Consider the following 16,344-nt stretch of genomic DNA (forward strand, 5'->3'; position numbering starts at 1 on the left):
CCCAGCAACCATGCAACGTATCATCGGCATCGATCCCGGCTCCCTGCGCACTGGCTACGGCATCATCGAGGCTGATTCCGCGGGGCGTCTGCGCCATATCACCCACGGCTGCGTCAACGTGAGCGGGCGACCATTTCTGGAACGCATTGCCGCCATCCATCGAGGACTGCGGCAGGTACTACAAGATTTTGCGCCGCAAAGCGCTGCCGTAGAACAGGTCTTTCTCGCGCGCAATGCCGATTCTGCGTTAAAGCTTGGGCAGGCGCGCGGCGCGGCGCTGGTCGCCCTCTTGGAGCAGGATTTACCGGTCTGTGAATACACGGCGCTGCAAATCAAAAAGGCGACCGTTGGTGCCGGCCATGCCGACAAGACGCAGGTGGAGCACATGGTGCGCCGTCTCCTCGGTGTGCACGAAGCGATCCAGGCCGACGCTGCCGATGCCCTGGCCTGTGCCATCTGCCACGCCCATAGCGCCGGCACGCAACAGTTCTGGCAGTCCCGGGAGATCGTCGGGCGATGATCACCAGCCTGCACGGCAAGATCCTGCAGCGCCGCCCACCCTGGCTGTGGCTCGACGTCGCCGGCGTGGGCTACGAAATCGAGATGCCGCTTTCCACCTTCTATCGACTCCCCGCCGAGGGGAGTTCGTTGCAGGTCTTTACGCATTTTGTCGTGCGTGAAGATGCCCAACTACTCTATGGCTTTCTGACTCTCGACGAGCGCGAACTCTTTCGTCTGCTGATCAAGGTCAACGGCATTGGCGGCAAGGTAGCCCTCGCCTGCCTGGCGGGACTGGAAGTGGGACAGTTGCGCGAGGCATTGCTCTTGGGCGACAAAAGACGGCTCACGGCCATTCCCGGCATTGGCGCCAAAACGGCGGAGCGCATGATCATCGAGTTGCAGGACAAGATCGCTGCCGGCGGCACCCCTTTGCAGCCCGGCACGCTGGCCAGTGATCCCAAGCAGGAGGCTATCGCCGCCTTGCAGAGCCTGGGTTACAAGGCCATCGAGGCGCAACGGGTAGTCGATGGGTTATCAGGAGAGCTCCCCATCGAAGATCTGATTCGTCAATCTTTACAAATTCTTGCGCGTCGTTAACGGGAACTTTGTCGACCATGAGTACTCCCAGCGCCATGAACCGAGACCACTTGAGTGCCACCGAGCAATCGGGCGATAAGGTCGATCACGCCCTGCGTCCACGGCTGCTGCAGGAATACCTTGGGCAGGAACGCCTGCGCGAATCTCTGTCACTGTTCATCGACGCGGCGCGGCAACGACAGGAGGCACTGGATCACGTCCTGCTCTTTGGGCCCCCGGGACTCGGCAAGACGACCCTGGCGCACATCATTGCCCAGGAGATGGGCGCAGGCCTCAAGGTAACCTCCGGCCCGATCCTCGACAAGGCCGGCGATCTCGCCGCCATCCTCACCAATCTGCAACCCCATGATGTGCTCTTTGTGGACGAGATCCACCGTCTGAGCCCGGTAGTGGAAGAAATCCTCTACCCGGCCCTCGAAGATTTTGAACTGGATATCCTGATTGGCGAAGGTCCGGCGGCCCGCTCCATCAAGATCGGCTTGCCGCCTTTCACGCTGATCGGCGCCACCACCCGTGCCGGGCTCCTGTCTTCGCCGCTGCGCGATCGCTTTGGCATCAGTTTTCATCTGGAGTTTTACAGCGTCGAGGAGCTGAGTCGCATCGTCGCACGTTCGGCGGGGATTCTGCAGGTACCTGCGGCCCCGGAAGGCGTGCGTGAAATCGCCGCGCGTGCCCGCGGTACCCCACGGATCGCCAACCGCCTGCTGCGCCGGGTACGCGACTATGCCCAGGTACGCGGCAATGGCACGATCGACCATGCCACCGCCCGCGCCGCCCTGGAGCTGATGGAAGTGGATGAGCACGGCTTTGATCCCCAGGATCGTCGCCTGCTCGGCATCATCATCGAGCGCTTTGGCGGTGGACCGGTGGGGGTGGAGAGCCTGGCCGCAGCGCTGGGCGAGGATCGCGGCACCATCGAAGATGTGCTCGAGCCCTTTCTTATCCAATCCGGCTACCTTATTCGCACGCCCCGGGGCCGCTGCGCAACGGCGCAGAGCTACCTCGCCCTGGGGCTGCCACGACCGGCATCCGGGCAGTCCGGGAGTCTCTTCGATGCGGGCTAGCGCTACGCCACAAGGCCACTTCGCCGTGCGCGTATATTATGAAGATACGGATCACGGCGGCGTGGTGTATCATGCCAATTATTTGCGCTTTATGGAGCGCGCCCGCACGGAAATGTTACGCGAGAGGGGCCTCGAGTTGGACCAGTTGGAGCGAGACGATGGCGTGATTTTTGCGGTGCGTCGCGCACGCCTCGACTTCCGCGCTCCGGCCCGCTTCAACCACTTGCTGGACATCGAGACCCAAATTGACGAAGTCCGTCCCCTGCGCATGCGCTTTACCCAGCAGGTTGCGCATGCCGGGATGCTGCTTTGCCGCGGCGAGGTCGAGGTTGCCTGTCTGACGGCTGCGGATTTTCGCCCCACCCCCATACCCCGGCACGTGCTGCGTGCCTTCTTCCCCGACCATCCCTGAACACGAGACCCCATGGACACCACTGCCCCAGCCCAACATCTATCCCTCAGCCACCTGATCCTGCATGCCAGTCCGGTCGTGCAGGGTATCCTGCTCTTGCTGCTGATCGCATCCGTTGTATCGTGGTTCGTCATCTTTCAAAAAGGGATGGTGTTCTCTAGCGCACATCGGGCCCTGAAACGCTTTGAAAAACGCTTCTGGAGTGGCGGTGAAATGGCACAGATCTACCAGAATGTGAGTAACAATCCGCAGTTGGAAATGGGCGCCGGAAGCATCTTCTGCGCGGGCTATGAAGAATTTCAGCGGCAGCGCAAGGGGCACGCTGGCGATGCCCTGGATGCCGCGCGGCGCGCCATGCGCGGCGCCCAGATCCGCGAGATTGGCCAGTTGGAGAGCAATCTTCCCCTGCTCGCTTCGATTTCTTCCGTAGCCCCCTTCGTGGGCCTCCTCGGCACGGTCTGGGGCATCATGACCACCTTCATGAACATCGGTATGGCACAACAGGCAACCTTGGCAGCGGTGGCACCACCCGTCGCCGAGGCGCTGATCGCGACCCTCGCGGGTCTGTTTGCCGCCATCCCGGCCACTTTTTTCTATAACCGCTTTGTCCATCGCCTCGATGAACTCGATGCCCATTATGAAGTCTTCATGGATGAGTTCACCAACATCCTGCATCGCCAATTGCCTGAGAGCAAAGTATGAGAAGCCGGAAGCGCCGTCGTCTGCTCGCCGAGATGAACGTCGTGCCCTACATCGACGTATCGTTGGTGCTGCTGGTGATTTTCATGCTCTCCGCGCCACTCTTGACCCAGGGTGTCAACGTCAATCTGCCCAAGGGCGTGAGCAAACCCGTGCCGGACAAAATCCCGCCTATCGTCATCTCGGTAGCCAAGGATGGCAAGCTCGATCTCCAGTACAAGGATCAACACCTGAGCCCGCAACTACAGAACCTCGCGCACTCCATAGAAAAGATCGGGGCGGGTAATCCGGCGCAGCTGCAGGTGCTGGTCGGTGGCGATGCCCATGCGGACTACGGCAAGGTGATGGCAGTCATGGCGGCCCTGCAGCAGGCGGGCATTTCCCACGTGGGCCTGCTTACCCGACCGGAACGGCATTGAACGAACAACCCCGCATTCTGCCGCTACTGCTGGCCGTCATCCTCAATGTGGCGGTCCTGGTGGCCTTGTTCTGGACCTTCCACGTCAATATCCCGGCGGCTGGGCACGCCGCCATGCAGGCGACGCTGGAGAGCACTCTGCCAAGTCCGGCTCCCGCTCCAGCGGCAAAGCCTACACCCGTCCCCGCACCGGTCCCCAGGCCAGTGCCACAACCGGCACCAAAACCTGCGCCGAAGCCGATCCCGAGACCTAAGCCGGAGCCAGAGCCCAAGCCAGCGCCGCAGCCTGCGAAGCCCTCGCCCACCCAAGTCGAAAAGCAGGCACGGGAAGCTGCCGCCCAGCTCGCAGCAAAACGGGCGGCTGCGGAAAAGCACGCGGAGGAGCTAGCTGCCCGACGGGCCACCGAACAAAAAGCCGCAGCGGAGAAAGCTGCGGCGCAAAAGGCGGCCGAACGTGCGGCGGCAGCTAAAGCCGCAGCGCAAAAGGCAGCAGAAGAACGCGCCGCCAAAGAGGCAGCCGAAAAGGCCGCAGCAGAAAAGGCAGCAGCAGCCAGAGCCGCGGCGCTGAAGAAGCAAATGGCCGAGGAAGCGGCCAAGGCCGCCCAGGCAGCCCGGGCCAAGGCCCTGCAACAACAATTGGAGGCACAGGCCAAGGCGCAGGCCGAAGCCAATCTGGCGGCCGCGAAGGCACAGCAAGCCGCCGAGGATCAACGCCTGGCGGCGCTCTTTGGACAGAAAATCCAGCGTCGGGTATACCGCGCCTGGGATACCACCTTTGCCGCATCGCTGAACTGCGAGGTGGCGATCGAACTGACGCCAATGGGGGCAATCATCGGTCAGCCCCGCGTAGTCAGCGGCAGCGGCAATCCCGCCTTTGATCAGGCAGTGATTCGCGCGGTCGAAGCTGCGGCACCTTTTGTTCCTCCCATTGGTCTACCATACAGTGCCTACAAAAGCGTCGTCATCCGATTCAACGCCGAGGATCTCAACCATGCGTAAGAGCGTCATCGTATTTCTTCTGGGACTATTGGCCCTCGCTTTCGTTTTGCCCAGCGAGGCGGCCCTGACCGTCCAGGTGACCAAAAGCGTCTCCACAGCCTTGCCGATTGCCATTCCCTCGTTCGGCCCTGGCATTGCGGGACAACCGACAGTGGCCGACGTGGTGCGGGCCGATCTGAGTCACAGCGGCCTGTTCCGGGTTCTCAGCCCAGCCAGCTATCCGAGTGACCCACAGGCACCGGGTGCGGTGCAGTCCAGCGCCTGGACCGGCATCGGCGCCACGGGTCTCGCCGTCGGTGCGGTGGAAAAGAGCGCCGCAGGTTATACGGTCACCGTCTATGTCTACAATGTGGCCACCGGCCAGGAACTCGCCGCCAAACGCTTCACCTGCTCGCCGGCAGAATTGCATATGACCGCGCACCACGTAGCCGACGTGATCTATCAGGCGTTTACCGGCAAACCCGGGCCCTTTGCCAGCCGCATCGCTTACGTGCGTCAGGTGGGGGCCGAGTATTCGCTGATTGTGGCGGAATCGGACGGCTGGAATCCGCACGTAGTGGTGCAGGGGCGCATGCCTCTGCTCTCCCCGGTCTGGTCTCCAGACAGCCAACGGCTGGCCTACGTAACGTATGTGAATTCGCGGGCCACCATCTTCGTGCAGAACCTCGCCACGGGCACGCGTCAAGCCATTGCCCCAGGAGGACAGATCGTCAGTGCGCCCAGTTTTTCGCCCAACGGAGAGGAGCTTGCCTACGCACGCTCGGAAGGCGGCGAGACCAACATCTTCAGCGTCAATCTGCGTACCGGGCAGCGGCAACAATTGACTCGCGGTGGCAGCATCAACACCTCCCCCAGCTGGTCTCCCAATGGCGGGCAAATCGCCTTTGTGTCGGACCGCGACGGTGGTCCGCAGATCTTTGTCATGAACGCCCAGGGTGGCGGCCAACACCGCATTAGCTACAGCGGCAACTACAATGCCAGCCCGGCCTTTTCCCCCAATGGGCAGCGCATCGCCTTCATCCATCGTACCGATGGCGTCTATGCCCTGGCAGTGATGAATGCCGCGGGCGGCGATCTGAAGGTTCTCGATGCCCAAGGCAACTGTGACCACCCAAGTTTTGCCGACAATGGTGAAATGGTGATCTACGGTACCCACCGCGGCGGCCGCAAGGTTCTGGCCGAGGCCAGCGTCGACGGTCGTACCCTGGCGATCTTGCACGGCGCGGGAGAGGACAGCCAGCCGGCCTGGTCACACTAAAGACGGAAAGCGGTAGACACTCTCCGTCTCGATTCCGCGGCGCCGATGAGTCTGCATCTTTGGCTTCTCTATGTACTGACGGTCCTGGTCATTTCTGGAATCCCAGGACCCAACATGCTCCTGCTGATGACCCATGGTGCAATACACGGCCTGAGGCGTTCGGTCGCTACCATGTTTGGCTGTTTTTCTGCATTGCTGTTGATGATGCTGGTTTCCGTAGGCGGCCTTGGCCTGTTTCTGCAAAGCTGGCCTCGGCTCTTTACCCTCGTGCGCGTCATTGGAGCGCTGTATTTGCTCTATCTCGGCATCTCAGCCTGGCGACAGGCAGGCAGGAACGGCAGCGCATCAACAGAACCGCAAGGGACTGACGCAGAGGCAGAAATCGGTAGACACGCACCGGGCGCCCTGTATCGCACCGGATTTCTGGTAGCCATGAGTAATCCCAAGGCCATCCTTTTTACCCTTGCTCTGGTGCCACAATTCATGCGCTATCAGGATAATCTGCAGCTGCAATTTGCCGAGCTGATTCTCAGCTTTGCCGTCATTGAATTCAGTTGGTATATCGTCTACTCCGCTGCCGGCGCGCGTCTTGCCCGGTGGCTACGCGGCCCCATCGCGAAAAAACGCCTACAACAGTGGACTGGAGGGATTTTCGTGCTTCTTGGACTGGCGCTGCTAGCCCTGGCGATTGCTGAGCTGCACTTTTAGCGATACGGGGCCGGATCGGCAATGCCGAGTTCGGCAAAGGCCGCTAGGCGCAGGCGACAGGCGTCACAACGGCCACAGGAGCGTCCCGCAGAATCCAACTGGTAGCAGGAACGGGTGAGACTGTAGTCGACGCCAACATCGAGTCCAGCGCGAATGATTCCTGCCTTGCGCAACTGCTGCAAAGGAGCGTGGATCTGGGGCGCTGCGCCTTCCACGCCAAGCTTGGTCGCCACCGCCGCAAGATGATTGAAGGCATCGATAAAGGCAGGTCGGCAATCGGGATAGCCACTGTAGTCCTGACTATTGACCCCGACATAGATATCCGTAACCCCCAGCACTTCCGCCAAGGCCAAGGCATAAGAGAGGAATACGGTGTTACGCGCCGGCACGTAGGTGATCGGAATCCCTTCGCCAACGCCGGTTTCCGGCACCGCCAGGGCAGCATCGGTGAGGGCCGAACCGCCCAACCCACCCAGGTCGATCTTGAGAATCCGATGACTGGCCACCCCCATGGTCTGCGCCACGGCGCGAGCGTAATCCAGTTCGTTTTGATGACGCTGCCCGTAGTCGAAAGACAAGGCGTGGAGGACACGACCATCGCGCCGCAAAAGACCTGCCACGGTAGCCGAGTCGAGGCCCCCGGAAAGCAACAGAATCGCTTCGTTAGCCGTCATGCCCCCTCCATTAGTGACCCGGGATGTCGCCCCAAATCCATTTGTGCAGTTGCACCTGCAAACGGACTGGCAATTGATCCGCCAGTATCCACTCGGCCAGCTCGCGCAGATCCAGCTCGCCATAACTGGGAGAAAAGAGCCACTCTGCAACCGGCAAGGGATGCTCCCGCACAACGTCGCGTGCCCATTCGTAATCCTTGCGGTCACACAGAACGAACTTTACCTGATCGCGGGCACTCAGGTATTGCAGATTCTGCCAATGATTTTTTTCGCTCTCCCCGGAGCCCGGCGTCTTGATATCGAGAATTTTGACCACCCGTGGATCGACGTCGCGCACGGAAAGGGCGCCGCTGGTCTCGAGATAGACCTCACGATTAGCGTTACAGAGACTCTGGAGCAGATCATGCACCCCGGCTTGGGCCAGGGGTTCACCTCCAGTCACCACAACCAGTTGGTCTGTACGCTCCTCTACCCGGGCGAGGATCTCTTCGAGCTCCATCCATTCGCCCCCGTGAAAGGCATAGGCACTGTCACAATATTGGCAGCGCAGCGGGCAGCCCGTAAGGCGAACGAAGGTCGCCGGACGACCCATGGCACTGGTTTCTCCCTGCAGGCTATGAAAAATTTCCGTGATGCGCAGCCGCGCCATAGCTACTGGCCGCTGGCCTGTAGCTGGGTTTGTGCCTTTTGTGCCGCCGGGGTGTTGGGGAACTGCTTCAGAATCCGGTTGAAGGTGGCTCTCGCCTTGGCCGGCTGTCCGATGGCCTGGTAGATCTGTCCCATGCGCAAGAGTGCATCTGGCGCTTTGCTACTCTGCGTATGCTGGGCAGCGGCGCTGAGGCTCTTGATGGCGGCGTCATTCTGTCCGAGTACATACTGCGCCTGGCCGAGCCAGTAATAGGCATCTACAACGAGGCTGCTTTGCGGATATTTATGGATGAAGTCCTGCAGCGCAGTGGCTGCCGTTCCATATTTCCCCGAGCGCAATAGATCAAAGGCACGCTGATAATCCGCTTGCCCCAACCCCTGCACGGGTGAATTGGCCGCGCTGCTGGCCTCGGCAGCAATGGCACTGCTTGGCGCCTGATTCAGCACCGCGACACTCGAACTGCTGGCGGTGACCGCCGTAGCAGCACCGCTGCTCGCGACAGCAGCAGACAGCGCCGCCAGCTTGGTATCGGTTTCCTGTTGCGCAGCAGTGAGGGCGTGGGTTTTGCTTTCGAGCTCGCCGCGCAGCTCACGGATTTCCTGTTGCATCTGCTGCGAGCGATTGAGTAGATCACCGAGAGCAGACTGACTGCCCCGGCTAGCCTTTTGCACGGCGATTAGGCTTTGGATTTCGCCCTGCATCACCGCCACTTGCTGTTGCAGTTGCAGAATCTGCTGCCCCTGGGATTCTGCCCAGGCCGGAGAACTACCAGCCAGGAGCCCAGCAGCCATAACTGCAGTCCACTTACCCTTCATCGAAAACGACCTCCAGATCAGCCGTTGTACCCCCCGCTGTACACAAAGTCGACGCGCCGATTGCGCGCCCAGCATGCCTGATCATTCTGGCTGCAGAGAGGGTTGTCCTTGCCAAAGCTGACCGTACTGATACGGGCAGCGCTTACTCCCTGAGACTCCAGATAGCGCTTGACAGTTTCCGCACGCCGTTCGCCCAGGGCCAGATTGTATTCCTGCGTGCCCCGATCATCGGTGTTGCCTTCCAGGCGCACCTGTACGTGGGCATGATTCATCATGAACTGGGCGTTTTCGGCAGCAATGGCCTGGCCGTTGGCATCCATACTGTCGCTGTCGAAGGGAAAATGAACACGCAGATGGCTGGGCAATGCCGCCAATTCCGCCGCCGTCAGGCCGCGGTTACTACCGCCAATAGGACCGTTGGTATTGAGGTCCTGAGAGCCGACGCCCTGGCCATTATAGCCATTGGTAGCGACCGAGCTCACCGGCGCCACGGGCGTGACTGCGGTGGGCGCACCACTGCCGACATTGCGCGCGCAACCAGATAGCGCCAAGAAAGAGAGGCCGAACACGACGACGACACCGCGAAGCTGCATGGTTTCTTCTCCAAAGGAATAATTGGGATTGTATCGCAGGCACTGGAAATTCAGCAATCATTCATCCACCACTGCTTGACAGGAGTAGTGGCACTGCTATGGTGAGGAACATTCTCCGGCAATCGACGAAATTTGGCATGGACCCATTGCGTATCGGTACTCGCGCCAGCCCCCTCGCACTCTGGCAAGCAGAGCACGTGCGCGAGGCCTTGCTGACACGGGACCCTTTCCTCTCCGTGGACCTCGTACCAATGACCACGACTGGCGACCGCGAGCTGGCAGTCCCCTTGCATCAATTAGGAGGCAAGGGTCTGTTCGTCAAAGAAATCGAGAGCGCGCTGCTCGCAGGCGAAGTCGATCTCGCCGTCCATTCCATGAAAGATGTACCCGCGCTGCAGCCCGAGGGTCTGGAGCTGGCGGTGATCCTGGAGCGGGAAGATGTGCGCGACGCCTTTGTCGCCGCGCAGTACGAGAATGAAATAGCGCTTCCCAAAGGCGCGCGAGTGGGAAGCTCCAGCCTGCGGCGGCGGGCGCAGCTACTGCACCGGCGACCCGACCTGCAGATCGAGGATTTGCGTGGCAATGTCGCTACCCGCCTGGCCAAGCTCGACTGCGGCGACTATGACGCGATCATTCTTGCAGCGGCCGGACTCAAGCGCTTGGGGATGGAGGAACGGATCCGCAGCTTCTTTGCCGTGGAAGACTCCCTGCCAGCGGTGGGACAAGGGGCGATTGGCATCGAGATCCGCGCCGATGACGAAAAAACCCGATCCTTGGTACTGCCCCTTGCGCATCAGGAAACCAGTCTTTGTGTCCGCGCGGAACGGGCCATGAATCGCACCCTGGGCGGCGACTGCCGTCTACCGGTAGCCGCCCTCGCTCGTTGGAAAGAAGGCATGCTGAAACTCGAAGGTCGCGTGGCGAGCCCGGACGGCCAGACCGTATTGCGCGCAGAGGCGGCCGGCAGCGACCCCATCGCCCTGGGCGAGCAGGTTGCAGAGGACCTTCTGCAGCAAGGGGCGGGAAAGATCATCAAGGAGTTACAACCAGCATGAGCGTTATCCTGCAGAACAAAGGCATCGTCGTCACCCGGCCGAAGGAACAGTCCGCCGAACTGATTGCGGAGCTGCAACGCCTGGGTGCGCGCGCCATCGCCTTCCCCGCGTTACAGATCGATGCGCCGGAGACCTGGCACTCCCTGGATGCGGCCCTGGACCAGCTCGATTCCTTTGATTGGGCCGTATTTACCAGCCGCAATGCGGTGCATTTTGCCTTGAGTCGATGGCAGAGTCGTGGTCAACATACATGGCCGGCATCGGTCCGGGTCGCCGCCGTCGGCCGAGAGAGCGCCAAAGCCATTGCCGAGTTTGGCATCGAGGTGGCCCTGGCACCCAAGCGCGCAGGCTCGGAAGGCCTGTTGGAAAACCCGGAGTGGCAGACGGTTGCGGGGCAACGCTTTGCCCTCTTTGCCGGCGACCAGGGGCGCGAGCTCATCCAGCAGACCCTCGAAGAGCGGGGCGCCATGGTAGAGAAGATCTTCTGCTATCGCCGCGTCGTTCCCGGGGCGAACCCAACGCCACTGCTGCATGCCTGGGCGCGGGGCGAGCTCGATGCGGTCACCGTCACCAGCCCAGAAATTTTTCACAATTTTTATCAGATGGTCGGGGGACTTGGGCAGCGCTGGCTGAAAAAGACCCCCATTATCGCCATCAGCCCGCTGACCGCAGAAGCCATCACCAGCAAGGGCCTACCCGCTCCCTGGGTGGCACCGGAGGCAAGCAATGCCGGCTTGATCGCCGCCTTGGAGGATTGGGCGAGGCAGCAGGAGAAAAGTGCATGAAACCCCATTCCCTGCGCCATCAGCCCCGCCGCCTGCGTCGCCAGGCAGCCATGCGCGCCCTCTTGCGTGAGACCCATCTGCATCCCAGCGACTTTCTGTTACCGATCTTTCTCGTCGAGGGCGAGGCGATTCGCAGCGAAATCGCCAGCATGCCTGGAGTGTTTCGCCACAGTATCGACTCGGCGTTACGCCTCTGTAGCGATGCCGTAGATCGTGGCATTCCCGGGGTACTGCTGTTTGGCGTGTTGGATGCCCAGGCCAAGGACGCCGTGGGCAGCGCCTCGTGGGCGAGTGAGGGACTGGTACAGCGCGCCAGCCGCACCATCAAGGAACGCTTCCCCAATCTGCTGGTGATTGCTGATGCCTGTTTTTGCGAATACACCGATCACGGCCACTGCGGCGTGCTCGATGCCCACGGTGATCGCGACGACAATGCCACCCTGGAAAACCTGCAGCAGCAAGCCCTCTCCTACGCCGAGGCGGGGGTAGATGTCATCGCCCCTTCCGGGATGGTGGATGGCATGGTACTGGCCATTCGCGAGGCGCTGGATGCAGCACGGCACGAAAACGTCGCGGTTCTCTCCTACGCCATCAAGTATGCCAGCGCGTTTTATGGACCGTTTCGCGATGCGGCCGACAGCGCCCCCAGTTTTGGGGATCGCCGCGCCTATCAGATGGATTCGGCCAATCGTCGCGAAGCCTTTCGCGAACTGGACCTGGACCTGGGAGAAGGGGCCGACATGGTCATGGTCAAACCGGCTATGGCCTATCTAGACCTCATCCGCGATGTACGGGAACGTTGCGACTTTCCCGTCTTCGCCTACCAGGTGTCGGGGGAATACAGTATGTTGCGCGCTGCGGCCCAGGCCGGTTATCTGGATCTGCAGAATTCGGTGTTGGAGTCCCTGCTTGCCATCAAACGTGCGGGCGCCGACGGTATCATCACCTATTCGGCCGTGGAGGTTTGTGACTGGCTCCGGTAAATCCAGCCGCTTCCCGTCGCCGTCGATCCCGGACCCGAGAATCACTGGCCTTGCCATGGTTCTGGCTCCGGGTGATTTCCATTCGTACGATGCTGTACTTGACTCGACTATTCATACCCAAGGCAGACGACCTCGATCAACTCTTTCCCTGGCTTCTTGCCGCTACTGCGGTCGTCGGATCTCTATTTCTGCTGTTTTGGGCAGATCTCATGCCCGCACTACAAGCCATCCAGAATGCGCAGCGAGCGCATGATTCGCGGGTGGAAATCACCCTGGCCCCCCTGCCGCAACGCCACCAGCTCCATCCGGCCAACGATATCCCGAGTCTGGCACAAGGACGAGGGCTACCCAGCAGCCAAGAACGAGCTGAGACCCCGCCAACGGCGCTCAAACAACGGGAACTCGCCGACTATCTCCTACTCTGGCAAAAACATATCGTCGATATGGCCAAAGCCCAGCTCACTCAAGAAAAACTCCCCACCGGCAAGATCGTGGTCGCCGTGACGATCTCACCTTCCGGAGAATTACTGGGCATAGAGATAGTAGAGGGCGAGAAAAATCAGATCCTTGCCAAAGCGGTACGGGAAATCCTGATCAGCGCAGCGCCGTTCCCCTCCCTGCCGCCGGCCTGGCAACAGCCACCACAGAATCTGCGGATTATCAGGACCTGGAATTTTCGCTAACGCGGCAGCGCCGCAGTCCACGCCATGGCCTCCAGAGCCAAACGATTGACGCTCTCCACGGGAACTCCCACGCGGGTCGCCCACTGTTGCATCGCCGGATAATCTCCCCGCTCTATACTCTCGAGAAGCTGGAGCAGGACACCATCCTCACCATCACGCTCCAACAATGCCGTAGTGATTGAGGGATGCAGTTTCAGTTCTTTCAGGATGTCCATCAGCGGCTGGTCGAACAGGGCATCCACCAGCGACAGCATTCCCACCAGAAATGAGCGGTGCAGCGCCTCCGATGATTGCTCCAGATGTGTACTCTCTTGCCGCAGCAATTCCGCAAGGCGCGCACGGCTGCTGGCCATTGCCAGCAGGGAGTGCTTGCGTGGCCCCTGACTGGTGAACATCAGCAGCGTCAGCCAGCGTTGCAGGGGAACTCGACCCAAGACAAGCAAGGCTTGCCGAATACTATCTATTTCACGACCACGGCGCATGCCCGCAGAATTCAGATAGCGCAACAATTGCACCGATAAGGCCGGATCGCGACGAAAGCCCTCCTCAATCTCGTCAATCGGTCCATCCCCGGAGAGCAAATTCAATAGCTGAAAGAGATTTCTTTGATCGTTGCCAACATGACGATTGGAAACGACTTGCGGCCGCATGAAAAAATATCCCTGACTCCAGTCAAAACCCGCAGCAAAACAGTTGGCTGCCTGTTCCCGCGTCTCTACGCGGGTAGCAATGAGTAGCGGCATGCGGGTAGCGTATTTCTGTGCGCGGACCAGTTTCACTAAATTTTGCATATCCGCCGCAGCAATCGCGTTGACATCGATTTTTACATAATTCATCCATGGTAACAGCGGAACTTCCCACGCTTTACCAGAAAATCTGTCGATGGCAATCCGAAAACCAGCCTTCTTCAAATATTGTATTTTCCCCAGAAATTCACGACTGGGAGACTCGGTAATGGTAAACTCCGGAACGACGCGATCGCAGGGAAACAATTCCAACGTTTTTTCATCAAACAAACTATTGGTAAAGTTGATGAAGGCTTTTTTCCCGTCGAGAAGCTGTTCCAGTTGGTAGATCGAAAACACCTTTACCAAAACCTGTGCCGAAGCCAGAAACGGATCTTCGGTTGGACTATATTCTTCCCGCGCCAACAATTCGTAGGCCTGCACGTTGCCCTTGGCATCAAGGATGGCCTGACGGGCTACCAGGTCCAGGTTTGCGGCGATTATATCTGATTCTTCCGTCATACCGTCGTCATGCGGTCATCAAACGATCAAGGAGTGATTTTGAGATGCCGGTAACCTCCAGTAGACGGGTGGTATACGCTCGATCCGTAAGATATTGACAAAAATCGAGAAGCCGCAGGGTAGCCGCAGTCAGCGCACCGTCCGGAAACTCTCGGGCAATGGCATTTTTACCGAAGGAATGCGGCAATGCCGCGCGCAAAAAGCTCATGATAAAGGCGTTATACAAGGGCGGGATTTTGTGTTGTACATTTTGTTTGCCCAACTCCTCTTGTTGGCGCAAGAAGTCGGCATCGTGCGGACCCGAAAAAAGATTCGTCAACCACTGGCCAAGGTGTGCTGCGTAGTTGCCATACGCCTGGCCAAGCTTGGCGGCAATTTGCTCCTGCTGCAACAGATTGGCCTGCAGCAGATCCACCACCTCGGGAACGATCGGAACGATTTTGGGTGCTGCCTGCTGCAACAAGCAAAGATCCTCTGCAGTAATCCCGGCGATTGCAATGAAAGCCTGTAACTGCGAGTCTTGCTGGGCACATTCTAACAACTCCATCCAATCCTCCAGGTTGTTCACCATTCTCTTAATCGGGCGATCTGCTTCTGCTGCCTTTGCGCCCACCATACTGATGGCGGAAAGCCGAAAACAGGAAACTCTCCTCGTTCTCCTAGCTGGCAGATACACCACCCCGTGATGGGGAGATTAGAGCATATCCTGCGCTTTGCAAGGGATTCGAGTCCAGGCCGCGGAGTCGCTGCCAACCATGATCGGCTTGCGCTGGCACGAGCGGCCACGCGACAGGAGAGAGCAAAATTTGACATGGTGGGAGCGATGGGATTCGAACCCATGACCCACGGCTTAAAAGGCCGCTGCTCTACCGACTGAGCTACACCCCCGGGGCCCCGAATTATGCGTTGTCCACCCCTATAGGGTCAACCGCCGGCAATCGCGTGCAATCACGGGGCATTGGGCACGGTCTTGATGTGATCAGGCCCCCTTGAGGTGGCCCCCCTGGATTGGACAGCCTGCTGGAGTGATTAAGCTCTGAACCTGTTTCCATGGCGGGTCAGGCCACCAGCCTTTGTAAACCTTCTGCATAGACCACATCGGGTGTTCTGTCTCCCAGAGAGGAGTGCGGTCTTTCGGCATTATACCAGTCGAAGTAGGCTCTGAGGCCAGCTTTCAACTCGGTTCCAGTTTCTGCTGGCCGCAGGTAGACGTGCTCGTATTTGACGGTGCGCCAAAGCCGTTCGACAAAGACGTTATCCAGGGCCCGGCCTTTGCCGTCCATACTGATTCGAATGCCGTGCTGGCGGAGTACAGAGAGGAAGGACTCCGCGGTGAACTGAGCACCCTGATCCGTGTTGAAGATCTCGGGGGTGCCATAGCGGCGTATGGCCTCTTTCAGGGCCTCTACGCAGAAACCCGCGTCAAGACTGTTGGAAACCCGCCAGGACAACACCTTACGACTGAACCAGTCCACTACGGCTACGAGGTATTGAAATCCTCGTGCCATGGGCAGATAGGTCACATCCGCGGACCAGACCTGGTGGGGACGGTCCACCGTCACGCCACGCAACAGATAAGGATATTTTGGGTGCTGGGGATGGGGCTTGCTGGTGTGTGGTCCGGGCGCCACCGCGGCAATGTCGAGGATACGCATGGCCCGGTGTACCGTTTTGCGGTTGACCACGACATTCTCCGCTTTCAGCATCCGATGGATCTGCCGCCTACCCATGAATGGAAAGGCGGTGTAGAGGCGATCGATCGCCCGCAACAGCCCGTCGCCCATCGGCCGAGGATGCGCGCGGTAATAGACCGTACTGCGGGGCACGCCCAAAAGAGCGCATTGCCGTTGCACAGAAACTGGGGTTTGGGCCCGGTCGATCATTTGGCGCCTTTCCCGATCCGAGACATGAGACCGGGCCTGGAGGCTAAAAAATCGCGTTCCATCTCCAGCTGTCCGATCTTCCGATACAAAGCCTGCACGTCCACGGGCTCCTCGGTCCGGGACTTTCCCCGTTCAAAGGCCGTGGCCGCATGCTCCACCAGCTGCCGGCGCCAGGCATTGATCATGGTGGGGTGTACCCCAAATTCTTGCGCCAGCTCGGCCATCGTCTTATCGCCCTGCAAGGCCGCCAGGGCTACCTGCGCCTTGAATTCCGGCTTGTACTGCTTGCGTTTTCCCTTCATCCCTCGACTCCTTTCCTGA

General features: G+C 59.8%; 20 protein-coding genes and 1 tRNA gene. 13 read left to right on the forward strand and 8 right to left on the reverse strand.

The window, feature by feature from the left end:
* Positions 1-10 precede the first annotated feature (10 nt).
* From ruvC to ACQAYK_RS11375, 9 genes are read left to right on the forward strand one after another with little or no spacing between them, the layout of a single operon-like run.
* Positions 11-520 carry a crossover junction endodeoxyribonuclease RuvC gene (gene ruvC, locus ACQAYK_RS11335; protein WP_215872695.1) on the forward strand — a complete coding sequence of 170 codons (510 nt, stop codon included), beginning with the start codon at positions 11-13 and terminating at the stop codon, positions 518-520.
* Complete coding sequence (ruvA, locus tag ACQAYK_RS11340; RefSeq protein WP_215872694.1) at positions 517-1,098, forward strand: Holliday junction branch migration protein RuvA; 582 nt, start codon at positions 517-519, stop codon at positions 1,096-1,098. The genes ruvC and ruvA overlap by 4 nt, the downstream gene beginning before the upstream one ends.
* A 17-nt stretch (positions 1,099-1,115) precedes the next feature.
* Positions 1,116-2,162: a Holliday junction branch migration DNA helicase RuvB gene (gene ruvB / locus ACQAYK_RS11345; RefSeq protein WP_226827494.1), complete on the forward strand. Its 1,047-nt coding sequence runs from the start codon at positions 1,116-1,118 to the stop codon at positions 2,160-2,162.
* Positions 2,152-2,574: a tol-pal system-associated acyl-CoA thioesterase gene (ybgC, locus tag ACQAYK_RS11350; RefSeq protein WP_215872693.1), complete on the forward strand. Its 423-nt coding sequence runs from the start codon at positions 2,152-2,154 to the stop codon at positions 2,572-2,574. Before ruvB ends, ybgC begins: the two co-directional genes overlap by 11 nt.
* Before the next feature lie 12 nt (positions 2,575-2,586).
* Positions 2,587-3,276 (forward strand): protein TolQ, encoded by a 690-nt coding sequence (gene tolQ, locus ACQAYK_RS11355; RefSeq protein ID WP_215872692.1) that lies wholly within the window; start codon positions 2,587-2,589, stop codon positions 3,274-3,276.
* A complete protein-coding gene (gene tolR / locus ACQAYK_RS11360; RefSeq protein ID WP_215872691.1) occupies positions 3,273-3,692 on the forward strand; it encodes a protein TolR in 420 nt (139 codons plus the stop codon). The genes tolQ and tolR overlap by 4 nt, the downstream gene beginning before the upstream one ends.
* Complete coding sequence (tolA, locus tag ACQAYK_RS11365; protein ID WP_215872690.1) at positions 3,689-4,690, forward strand: cell envelope integrity protein TolA; 1,002 nt, start codon at positions 3,689-3,691, stop codon at positions 4,688-4,690. The genes tolR and tolA overlap by 4 nt, the downstream gene beginning before the upstream one ends.
* A complete protein-coding gene (gene tolB / locus ACQAYK_RS11370; RefSeq protein ID WP_215872689.1) occupies positions 4,683-5,948 on the forward strand; it encodes a Tol-Pal system beta propeller repeat protein TolB in 1,266 nt (421 codons plus the stop codon). The genes tolA and tolB overlap by 8 nt, the downstream gene beginning before the upstream one ends.
* A 45-nt stretch (positions 5,949-5,993) precedes the next feature.
* Complete coding sequence (locus ACQAYK_RS11375) at positions 5,994-6,656, forward strand: LysE family translocator (protein ID WP_215872688.1); 663 nt, start codon at positions 5,994-5,996, stop codon at positions 6,654-6,656.
* On the opposite strand, the gene queC is transcribed toward ACQAYK_RS11375, so the two are convergent.
* Genes queC through pal form a run of 4 tightly spaced genes read right to left on the reverse strand, consistent with a single transcriptional unit; the run spans position 6,653 to position 9,387 of the window.
* Positions 6,653-7,330, reverse strand: a complete 678-nt coding sequence (gene queC / locus ACQAYK_RS11380) for a 7-cyano-7-deazaguanine synthase QueC (protein WP_215872687.1) — start codon at positions 7,328-7,330, stop codon at positions 6,653-6,655. The genes ACQAYK_RS11375 and queC overlap by 4 nt on opposite strands.
* 10 nt (positions 7,331-7,340) lie before the next feature.
* Positions 7,341-7,979, reverse strand: coding sequence for a 7-carboxy-7-deazaguanine synthase QueE (gene queE, locus ACQAYK_RS11385; protein ID WP_215872686.1), 639 nt, complete (start codon positions 7,977-7,979; stop codon positions 7,341-7,343).
* A 2-nt stretch (positions 7,980-7,981) separates the two neighbouring features.
* Positions 7,982-8,794 carry a tol-pal system protein YbgF gene (gene ybgF, locus ACQAYK_RS11390; RefSeq protein WP_215872685.1) on the reverse strand — a complete coding sequence of 271 codons (813 nt, stop codon included), beginning with the start codon at positions 8,792-8,794 and terminating at the stop codon, positions 7,982-7,984.
* A gap of 17 nt (positions 8,795-8,811) precedes the next feature.
* A complete protein-coding gene (pal, locus tag ACQAYK_RS11395; protein WP_215872684.1) occupies positions 8,812-9,387 on the reverse strand; it encodes a peptidoglycan-associated lipoprotein Pal in 576 nt (191 codons plus the stop codon).
* A 137-nt stretch (positions 9,388-9,524) separates the two neighbouring features.
* Here pal and hemC point away from each other — a divergent pair, with 137 nt between their 5' ends.
* The 4 genes from hemC to ACQAYK_RS11415 all read left to right on the forward strand — a co-directional run bounded on the left by hemC (position 9,525) and on the right by ACQAYK_RS11415 (position 12,893).
* Positions 9,525-10,442, forward strand: a complete 918-nt coding sequence (gene hemC / locus ACQAYK_RS11400) for a hydroxymethylbilane synthase (RefSeq protein WP_215872683.1) — start codon at positions 9,525-9,527, stop codon at positions 10,440-10,442.
* Complete coding sequence (locus tag ACQAYK_RS11405; protein WP_215872682.1) at positions 10,439-11,227, forward strand: uroporphyrinogen-III synthase; 789 nt, start codon at positions 10,439-10,441, stop codon at positions 11,225-11,227. The genes hemC and ACQAYK_RS11405 overlap by 4 nt, the downstream gene beginning before the upstream one ends.
* Positions 11,224-12,210, forward strand: coding sequence for a porphobilinogen synthase (gene hemB, locus ACQAYK_RS11410; protein WP_215872681.1), 987 nt, complete (start codon positions 11,224-11,226; stop codon positions 12,208-12,210). The genes ACQAYK_RS11405 and hemB overlap by 4 nt, the downstream gene beginning before the upstream one ends.
* Before the next feature lie 209 nt (positions 12,211-12,419).
* Complete coding sequence (locus ACQAYK_RS11415; protein ID WP_255789757.1) at positions 12,420-12,893, forward strand: energy transducer TonB; 474 nt, start codon at positions 12,420-12,422, stop codon at positions 12,891-12,893.
* Here ACQAYK_RS11415 and ACQAYK_RS11420 read toward each other — a convergent pair.
* From ACQAYK_RS11420 to ACQAYK_RS11435, 4 genes are all read right to left on the reverse strand, one after another.
* A complete protein-coding gene (locus ACQAYK_RS11420) occupies positions 12,890-14,140 on the reverse strand; it encodes an EAL and HDOD domain-containing protein (RefSeq protein WP_215885800.1) in 1,251 nt (416 codons plus the stop codon). The two genes, ACQAYK_RS11415 and ACQAYK_RS11420, sit on opposite strands and share 4 nt — an antisense overlap.
* Before the next feature lie 7 nt (positions 14,141-14,147).
* Positions 14,148-14,687 carry a protoglobin domain-containing protein gene (locus ACQAYK_RS11425; RefSeq protein WP_215872378.1) on the reverse strand — a complete coding sequence of 180 codons (540 nt, stop codon included), beginning with the start codon at positions 14,685-14,687 and terminating at the stop codon, positions 14,148-14,150.
* Positions 14,688-14,952: 265 nt separating this feature from the next.
* Positions 14,953-15,028: transfer RNA gene (locus ACQAYK_RS11430), tRNA-Lys, on the reverse strand.
* Between the two features lie 170 nt (positions 15,029-15,198).
* Positions 15,199-16,325, reverse strand: a protein-coding gene (locus ACQAYK_RS11435; RefSeq protein ID WP_480082161.1) for an IS3 family transposase whose coding sequence is annotated in 2 segments (ribosomal slippage) — positions 15,199-16,056 and positions 16,059-16,325 — 1,125 coding nt in all. Because the reading frame shifts where the segments join, the coding sequence is not laid out codon by codon here.
* Positions 16,326-16,344 lie beyond the last annotated feature (19 nt).

Source organism: Acidithiobacillus sp. AC3, from assembly GCF_050261095.1.
Lineage (GTDB): Bacteria > Pseudomonadota > Gammaproteobacteria > Acidithiobacillales > Acidithiobacillaceae > Igneacidithiobacillus > Igneacidithiobacillus copahuensis.

What these genes read in the sequence shown, in the direction of transcription:
- queE (WP_215872686.1), bottom strand. Translation starts at nt 7,979, where the DNA reads ATGGCGCGGCTGCGCATCACGGAAATTTTTCATAGCCTGCAGGGAGAA.
- ACQAYK_RS11420 (WP_215885800.1), bottom strand. Translation starts at nt 14,140, where the DNA reads ATGACGGAAGAATCAGATATAATCGCCGCAAACCTGGACCTGGTAGCC.
- hemC (WP_215872683.1), top strand. Translation starts at nt 9,525, where the DNA reads ATGGACCCATTGCGTATCGGTACTCGCGCCAGCCCCCTCGCACTCTGG.
- ACQAYK_RS11375 (WP_215872688.1), top strand. Translation starts at nt 5,994, where the DNA reads ATGAGTCTGCATCTTTGGCTTCTCTATGTACTGACGGTCCTGGTCATT.
- pal (WP_215872684.1), bottom strand. Translation starts at nt 9,387, where the DNA reads ATGCAGCTTCGCGGTGTCGTCGTCGTGTTCGGCCTCTCTTTCTTGGCG.
- ACQAYK_RS11425 (WP_215872378.1), bottom strand. Translation starts at nt 14,687, where the DNA reads ATGGAGTTGTTAGAATGTGCCCAGCAAGACTCGCAGTTACAGGCTTTC.
- ACQAYK_RS11405 (WP_215872682.1), top strand. Translation starts at nt 10,439, where the DNA reads ATGAGCGTTATCCTGCAGAACAAAGGCATCGTCGTCACCCGGCCGAAG.
- tolQ (WP_215872692.1), top strand. Translation starts at nt 2,587, where the DNA reads ATGGACACCACTGCCCCAGCCCAACATCTATCCCTCAGCCACCTGATC.
- ybgF (WP_215872685.1), bottom strand. Translation starts at nt 8,794, where the DNA reads ATGAAGGGTAAGTGGACTGCAGTTATGGCTGCTGGGCTCCTGGCTGGT.
- ACQAYK_RS11415 (WP_255789757.1), top strand. Translation starts at nt 12,420, where the DNA reads ATGCCCGCACTACAAGCCATCCAGAATGCGCAGCGAGCGCATGATTCG.
- ruvA (WP_215872694.1), top strand. Translation starts at nt 517, where the DNA reads ATGATCACCAGCCTGCACGGCAAGATCCTGCAGCGCCGCCCACCCTGG.
- tolB (WP_215872689.1), top strand. Translation starts at nt 4,683, where the DNA reads ATGCGTAAGAGCGTCATCGTATTTCTTCTGGGACTATTGGCCCTCGCT.
- ruvB (WP_226827494.1), top strand. Translation starts at nt 1,116, where the DNA reads ATGAGTACTCCCAGCGCCATGAACCGAGACCACTTGAGTGCCACCGAG.
- tolR (WP_215872691.1), top strand. Translation starts at nt 3,273, where the DNA reads ATGAGAAGCCGGAAGCGCCGTCGTCTGCTCGCCGAGATGAACGTCGTG.
- hemB (WP_215872681.1), top strand. Translation starts at nt 11,224, where the DNA reads ATGAAACCCCATTCCCTGCGCCATCAGCCCCGCCGCCTGCGTCGCCAG.
- ybgC (WP_215872693.1), top strand. Translation starts at nt 2,152, where the DNA reads ATGCGGGCTAGCGCTACGCCACAAGGCCACTTCGCCGTGCGCGTATAT.
- queC (WP_215872687.1), bottom strand. Translation starts at nt 7,330, where the DNA reads ATGACGGCTAACGAAGCGATTCTGTTGCTTTCCGGGGGCCTCGACTCG.
- ruvC (WP_215872695.1), top strand. Translation starts at nt 11, where the DNA reads ATGCAACGTATCATCGGCATCGATCCCGGCTCCCTGCGCACTGGCTAC.